The organism is Methylobacterium sp. J-088 (assembly GCF_022829295.1).
Taxonomy (GTDB): domain Bacteria; phylum Pseudomonadota; class Alphaproteobacteria; order Rhizobiales; family Beijerinckiaceae; genus Methylobacterium.
This window is the reverse complement of sequence record NZ_JAKSYH010000011.1, coordinates 1-6309: the sequence shown is the minus strand read 5'-3', so window position 1 is coordinate 6309 and position 6309 is coordinate 1. Positions and strand designations below refer to the sequence as shown.

Genomic DNA, 6309 nt, shown 5'->3' with positions numbered 1-6309 from the left:
GCCGTAGGCGAAGCCGCCGGTGCCGTACACGAGGGTGCGGTCGAAGGCGTAGCCGAGGCGGCCGCGCACGGTGCCGAAGTAGTCGAGGCTCGACAGGCCGCGCGGGTCGGTGACGTAGTAGCCCGGGGCCACGGCGCCGTTGATAAAAGCGTTGTTCCGGTTTCGGCCGAAGTCGAGGTACTGGGCATCGGCCTCGATGCCGACGACGACGCCGGAGCCCGGGGTGAACTGGTAGTTGTAGCCGACCTGGGCGCCGCCGGAGAAGCCGTCCTGGCTACGATCGCGGAAGGTCGCGGTCGTGCCACGAGCGGCGTAGGGGGCGGGGACGCCGAACACCGAGCTGTTCGAGCGGCTGGAGGCGTCAAATGCGTAGCCGGCGTTAATACCGAAGTAGGCGCCGGTCCAGGTGAATACCGGCACGGGGGTGAAGATCGGCGGCGGGGCGGCGCGGCGCGGCAGGTCGGCGGCCGAGGCGGCGGCCGTCAGGGCGGTGAAGGCAGCGAGCGAGGCCAGAAGCGTCTTCATGACTGTGCGATTACCCGTCAGATTTCTTGATCTGAGGGCACCGTACCGGACAAGCTACAGCAAAGATGTATCTCTCCAGCCACACTTGCGGCAGGAATAAGGCGCCAGAGGAGGCGCGTTGGTTTAGTCCCCATTAGAGTTTTGTCATGGTTGGCAGCATAGGGGCGAGGTCATGCCGATCCGGCCCGAGCACCGCTTCTTCTACCCGATTGACTGGGCGCAGCTCTCGGCCGCGATCCGGTTCGGCCGGGCGAAGGGCTGCTGCGAGGGCTGCGGACGGCAGCACGGGCGGATGGTCTATCACCTGGGAGATGGCCGCTGGTGGGACGCAGATGCCTGCCGCTGGCGCGACGGCTGGGGCAGGCGGATCCGGATCGCAACGGGGGCCGACATACTCGGCCTCGCCCGTCGGACCCGGGTCGTGCTGGCCGCAGCCCATCGAGACCACGACACCTCGAACAACGCAGACGCCAACCTCGCGGCGTTCTGCCAGCGCTGCCACATGATCCACGATCGGCCGGAGCATCAGAGGAGACGCTGGCGCACCTTGTTCCGGCGAAAGGCCCTCGGTGACCTGTTCGGCGGTCCCTATCTGTGATGGTCTCCCTGGCCGTGGGTCGGCGCCCTGCGGTATCCAGTTCCCCTGACGCACCGACCATCACGCGGCTGCGCGGCCGATATTTCGCGGGCCTGATAGAGAGATCCGCTCAATATGTGGGCACGATACGCGCCTATCGCTGGTTGTGGTCATCGCACAACTCGCGTCTCGGCAGCGTTCCTCACGAATGACAATCCTCGACTTGATCCGGGCCCTTGCCGAAGACGCGCCTATTGGCATCGTTGTCACCGACACAATGATCGATGCTCCAGGGCCAACCATCCACTACGCCAACCCCGCCTTCGCGCGACTGGTTGGGCGCAGCCTTGAAACGGTCATCGGGCAGAGTCCGCGCTTCATGCAGGGCAAAGAGACACGCGAAGAAATCCTCGACACCTTCAAGCGCGCTTTGGCATCCGGCAACCGGTTCCATGGCTACTTAACCAACTACCGCGGAGACGGCACGAAGTACCGTGTCGAGATCGACTGCCGGCCGCTGTACAGCGTGAGTGGTGAGATCGAGGGCTTCATCTCGTTTGAGCGCGAGGTGATCCGGCGTGTCGGTCGGCCCGCTTCCGGCGTAGCGGGACGCTATGAGCCAATCAGTGCGAGCGGTGATGCCCTAACTAGCGCCCTACGAACGCTCTCCGTCTTCGAAGAGATGATTGTGGAACGTCGGTGAGCTGTCTGCATACCCCGGTGACCCGTCTCGCCCTCACGCCGCGCTCTGGGCAGACGGATCGAACGCTACCGCGACAGGACGGAACGCGCGAACGAGATCGCCGTCCAGTTGGCCCACCATGCTCTCCAAGATGCTGTAGGCTCGTTCACCGGTCATCGAGGGCCTGTACGGACGGCGTTCGATCAGTGCGCCGTAGATGTCGCAGATGGTGACGAGCCGCACGAGATCGGGGATCTGCTCACCCTTCAATCCGTCGGGGTAACCGGAACCGTCAAGCATCTCATGGTGAGAGCGTACGACCGCTAAAACCTCATCCTCGAAGCCTTGGTCTACGAGCATGGCGTAGCCCTGCGCCGGATGCGTGCGCATCACTGCCATCTCTGCCTCAGCGAGTTTGCCCGGCTTGTTCAGGATAGCCGTTCGAACATGGATCTTGCCGACATCGTGCAATAGAGCTGCCTTCGTTAGGCGGTGGCGGTCAGTGGCGCATAGGCCAAGCATGCCCGAGAACGCGGCGGCGAGGGCTGCCACGAGCAGGCAATGCTGGTGTGTCGCGTCGTCGAAGAGTTGGACGGCCCGGATCCAGTCGCAGATGCCGCTCTCGCTGACAGCTCGTGCGACCAGCTCGGTGCCAGTGTCGGCGACAGCGGGCGTGATCGGCCTACCGGCGAAAAGAAATTGTTCGAAGAACCGCCTAGCCTCGACGGCCTGCTCTCGTGCAGCAATCGGGATCACATGTATCTGTGGCTGCATACGATCCAAGGCGCCGAGCAGATCCTGCGGGCGCGTCGTTGCAGTCGCCCCCAAAACTCGGGCTTGTGCTTCGACACGAGCGGCATTGCCATGCACGAGGAAGAGAAATGGTACCCCGTCGTCTCGGGCTTGCCCCAAGATCCGGCGCAGACGGACGATCGCGTCGGACGTGAGCACCTCGATATCGCTGACAATCAGTTCGGGGCGCATGGCCGGCAGCTTGTCGCTGTAAAGGTCATGGATATGGCTGGCCGTAGCAGCGTCGAAGTCACGGGCGAGACGCTCGGCCCGACGTAGATCGTCCGTGATCAGCAGAAGCTCGCCCATGGCACTACCTAGTTTGAGCGCGTCGGGGACCGGACGATCCGTGCCAATGCTCGGATCGTCCCGGGTCGCAGCTGTGGCCCCCTGTCGGTTCAGGCTGCCCGGACGGTCGCGAGGAAGCGCCCGACCTCGGCTGAGAGGTGCTCGGACTGGCGCGACAGCTCCGAGGCCGCTCCGAGCACTTGGCTCGCAGCCGCGCCGGTCTCCTCGGCCGCACCCGCTACCCCAGCGATGTTGCTCGTGACCTCGCCGGTGCCCATCGCAGCCTGACTGACGTTGCGGACGATCTCCTGCGTGGCCGCACCCTGCTCCTCGACCGCCGCCGCGATTGAGGTCGCCACGCCGCTGATCTCCCGGATCCGCTCGGTGATCCCGGCGATCGAAGCGACCGCCTGACCGGTTGAGGTCTGGATCTGGTTGATCTGGCTCGCGATCTCCCCCGTGGCCTTTGCGGTCTGCTCGGCCAGCGCCTTCACCTCCGAGGCGACTACCGCGAAGCCTTTCCCCGCTGCCCCCGCGCGCGCTGCCTCAATGGTGGCGTTCAGAGCCAGCAGGTTTGTCTGCCCTGCGATCGTCGAGATCAGCCCGACCACATCGCCGATCCGAGACACAGCCGCACTCAGCTCCTGCACCAGGGCACTGGTCTGGTCGGCCTCAGTGACGGCAAGATGTGCGAGGCTGGCTGAACCATCCACCTGCCGCCCAATCTCCTGCACGGACGAGCCCAGCTCCTCGGCGGCGGCGGCGACGGTGTTGACGTTCGAGGCCGCCTCTTCTGCGGCAGCCGCCACGGCTCCGGACTGCACGGAGGTCTCGCCCGCCATTGCCGACATCGATCCGGCAGTAGCCTGCAGCTCGGTGGCGGCAGCCGAGACCAGACCGATGATCCCGCCGACCGCCTGCTCGAACCCGTCGGCCATCTGGCGCATGCCGGCTTTGCGCTGCTCCTCGGCGGCTAGGCGCGCCTGAGCGGTCTCTGCCTCAAGCGCCCGGGTCTGGATCAGGTTGTCCTTGAACACCTGCACGGCGGCCGCCATCGCGCCGATCTCATCCTGACGCTTGCGGTACGGCACCTCCGCTTCCGCGTTGCCGCCAGCAAGTGCAGCCATAGCCTGCATCATGGTTTTGATCGGACGGGATACGCGCAGCAGACCGAAAGCAGTGGCAGCGCAAGCGGCGGCGAGCGCAAGTGCCACGGCAACGTAAGCGGCCAGCGTGGCAGCATTCGCCTCGGCCATGGCGGAGTTAGCGTCCCGACGTGCGTTCTCCTGGTTTAGGACGACGATACGGGTAAGGTCGGCACGAGCTTCATCGTAGAGTTTCACCGTGGCTGACCCGCTGATCGCAGCGAGCGCAGCAGCCTGCTGTCCGGCCTTCATGAGCCGACGCATCTCGGCATCAGCCCGCTCGAACCGGCTCCAGACAGAGGCAAAGGCCTCGTAGACGGCCCGCTCCTCCGGCGAAAATATCAGCAGCTCATAAGCCTTCCGTGCCTCAGTGAGGTTGGCATGGGTCGAGGCGAGCTGCGCATCATTTTCGGCGAGATGGTCGGAGCTGTCGGACAGGGCGAGCAGGCGCAACTGCTTGATCCGAACCTCGGAAGCCGCTCCCCTCATTCGGCTTACGGCGGCAACCGAAGGCAGCCAAGTCGATGCCACTTGGGTGACAGAGTGGTGGATGCCTGCGAGCTTGACGATCGAGAGCGCACCTTGCCCCGCAGCGATAAGCGCGAGTAGCCCGAAGGCAGCCGCAAGCGCGGTCTTGAGAGAGAGGTGCAGGCGCATCGTAGAACTTCTCTCAGGAATGTAAGCAGTCCTCGCCCTTCCATCAGCAGCAAGGCTAGAAATCAAAATTGAGCGATTTCGTTAATTAGCGCTTAATTTACGTCAAAATCACTCCAATTTGCCATTATCGGCAGCTCAATAACCTTTAAATTACATCAAATGACTGTTTTTTTTGACTGTCTTGCCCGGACACAACCCTTAATTGCGGGTTCAATCGCGGATGGTGTCCAATACCTCGTCGGCGACAATTCCGTCATTTGATAACTCCCGGCCACTTGTTCAGGATGGAAAGTGCGATCTGCCGGATCGCTGGACCTTCCCGTATTTACGGGTGTCCAGTCCTTCGATCGACTGCCTCGCCGCAAAAGCAGGGGACGATATGGAGAACGACCATCGGCGTTCGTTCGGCATACCGTCCGGCCGTAGACCTTCACCGCATAGCTCTGTCCGCGCCACCACCCACGCGAATTCTCGTTCGGTCTGATCGGTCGAGGTCGCCTGCTGCCCCTCGGCAGCTTTCTTTCGGTTCTGCCGGCCTCATTTTCCCCAGATCTAGAACCTCAGTAGGCGTGCTGGTTACGGTTTTGACCCCTCCCCCTTGAGAGGCGGGGCCGTGATGACCCTCCCTTCGTGCAGGGGGTAACGACCCATGCCCTCCTTTCCGCGCAAGCCGGATCCAGGCCCGCCACTCCGGGCTGATGATCCGGAGCACGTTCGTGTCGTTGCGGAAGCCGGTGATCTGGCGCTCCTCGACGGTCAGGAGTCCGAGCTGTCGCGCCTCACGGATCGCGTTCTTGACGGTTGAGCGGCACACGCCCGCGACCGCGGCCATGTTCTCGATCGACAGGCGGCAGTCCTTCCGGCGCGCTGTCTCGGCCGCCACCAGGGCGAGGACCGCCTGCTCAGCCAGCGTGAACCGGGCCGCGAGCCCCGGTGGAAGCCGTCCCGAGGCGGCCCAACGGCGGCGGCGCTCCATCGAGGCATCCGTGCGCGGGCGTGAGCCGACGGCCCTCCTGGCCGATCCTACACGATCTGCCGGGGCGCTCGCCGGCTGAGCGCCGTCGGATTTCAATTTCCCGCCTATAAAAAAAGGCCGTCGCGCCTCGATCAGCCCGGACAGCGTCTCGGCCTCGGCCTCCGTGACCTTCCCCTCCCCGTAGGCGCGCCACAGCAACGCCGTGACGGCCGGCAGCGCCGCGCACGGAGCCGCCTCCACCTGTCGGCGGATCTCATCGGCATAGGTCATCGAACCCGGTCCCTCACGGGCCGCGGCTAGGGTCCAGGCAAAGCCTTCCCGTTGACGGAAACAGGTTCCGTCTTGACACCCCGGGGGGTCTCATGGCTTGTGGGGAGCAACGACGCGGCCCCACCAGGCCTCAGGATTTTCAGCAGCCTCTTCCTTGCCGGGAAGGGGCTGTTGGCTTTTCAGGGTCTATCCCGCGGCGATGGTCTCCTGAATTGCCGGCTCTCGACTCGCCAAGGCGGGCCAGGCCGGCACAGCCCATGTCGGCCGCGCGGCCCGGTTAAGTCAACGCTGACAGCGCGTGGCCGACATCAATCCGGTCAACGCTACGGTTCGTGGGCCTGCGGACGGTGATGGAGCCGGGTCGCAGCACCAACGCGAGCCAGCCTGCTAATGCGCT

The 6309-nt window shown here is 64.4% G+C and carries 6 protein-coding genes; 2 read left to right on the top strand and 4 right to left on the bottom strand.

Annotation, left to right across the window (positions count from 1 at the left end; translation table 11 throughout):
- Positions 1–525, bottom strand: a 525-nt coding sequence (locus MKK63_RS00235) for an outer membrane protein (RefSeq protein WP_409564453.1), incomplete at its 3' end; no start/stop codon positions are given.
- A gap of 172 nt (positions 526–697) precedes the next feature.
- On the opposite strand from MKK63_RS00235, the gene MKK63_RS00230 reads away from it, so the two are divergent.
- Both MKK63_RS00230 and MKK63_RS00225 read left to right on the top strand, forming a co-directional pair.
- On the top strand, positions 698–1123 hold the full coding sequence (locus MKK63_RS00230) for a hypothetical protein (protein ID WP_243997594.1): 426 nt from the start codon (positions 698–700) through the stop codon (positions 1121–1123).
- Positions 1124–1310: 187 nt separating this feature from the next.
- Positions 1311–1805, top strand: a complete 495-nt coding sequence (locus MKK63_RS00225; RefSeq protein WP_243997592.1) for a PAS domain-containing protein — start codon at positions 1311–1313, stop codon at positions 1803–1805.
- A 33-nt stretch (positions 1806–1838) separates the two neighbouring features.
- Here MKK63_RS00225 and MKK63_RS00220 read toward each other — a convergent pair whose 3' ends face one another.
- From MKK63_RS00220 to MKK63_RS00210, 3 genes are all read right to left on the bottom strand, one after another.
- Positions 1839–2885, bottom strand: a complete 1047-nt coding sequence (locus MKK63_RS00220) for an HD-GYP domain-containing protein (protein WP_243997590.1) — start codon at positions 2883–2885, stop codon at positions 1839–1841.
- Positions 2886–2974: 89 nt separating this feature from the next.
- The gene (locus MKK63_RS00215; RefSeq protein WP_243997588.1) at positions 2975–4666 is read right to left on the bottom strand and encodes a methyl-accepting chemotaxis protein; all 1692 of its coding nucleotides are present in this window, start codon (positions 4664–4666) and stop codon (positions 2975–2977) included.
- Positions 4667–5096: 430 nt separating this feature from the next.
- Positions 5097–5912, bottom strand: a complete 816-nt coding sequence (locus MKK63_RS00210) for a helix-turn-helix domain-containing protein (RefSeq protein ID WP_243997586.1) — start codon at positions 5910–5912, stop codon at positions 5097–5099.
- Positions 5913–6309 lie beyond the last annotated feature (397 nt).

What these genes read in the sequence shown, in the direction of transcription:
- MKK63_RS00230 (WP_243997594.1), top strand. Translation starts at nt 698, where the DNA reads ATGCCGATCCGGCCCGAGCACCGCTTCTTCTACCCGATTGACTGGGCG.
- MKK63_RS00225 (WP_243997592.1), top strand. Translation starts at nt 1,311, where the DNA reads ATGACAATCCTCGACTTGATCCGGGCCCTTGCCGAAGACGCGCCTATT.
- MKK63_RS00220 (WP_243997590.1), bottom strand. Translation starts at nt 2,885, where the DNA reads ATGGGCGAGCTTCTGCTGATCACGGACGATCTACGTCGGGCCGAGCGT.
- MKK63_RS00215 (WP_243997588.1), bottom strand. Translation starts at nt 4,666, where the DNA reads ATGCGCCTGCACCTCTCTCTCAAGACCGCGCTTGCGGCTGCCTTCGGG.
- MKK63_RS00210 (WP_243997586.1), bottom strand. Translation starts at nt 5,912, where the DNA reads ATGACCTATGCCGATGAGATCCGCCGACAGGTGGAGGCGGCTCCGTGC.